Below are 303 nucleotides of genomic sequence, written 5' to 3' on the forward strand. Positions count from 1 at the left end.
GAGTGAATGTAAAGGTTCCAGCACCACCGGTACCCGTATAAATCATTCCATCACTAGTTAAATTAGCTACTCCACTTGTAAAGTCTCCAGCTTGATTCAATACATTGGTTCCTCCAGATCCTAAACCCGTCACCGTTCCTCCTAAGGAATTAGTCACCGTTACATTGTTTGCCGAAGCATCAAATCCAGTAGCAGTATTACCATAAGCATCTTGTGCAGTTAAGGTATTCGTTCCTGTAAAGGCTGTGCCATTAATCTGAGGACTAGCTAAGCTTACTGCCAATTTCGTCATCGTCGATGAAC

The 303-nt window shown here is 42.9% G+C and carries 1 protein-coding gene; it reads right to left on the reverse strand.

Annotation, left to right across the window (positions count from 1 at the left end; translation table 11 throughout):
* On the reverse strand, positions 1-303 hold a 303-nt coding region (locus SKC36_RS12345), incomplete at both ends, for a hypothetical protein (RefSeq protein WP_459466079.1).

It is taken from the genome of Aquirufa sp. OSTEICH-129A (assembly GCF_054558355.1).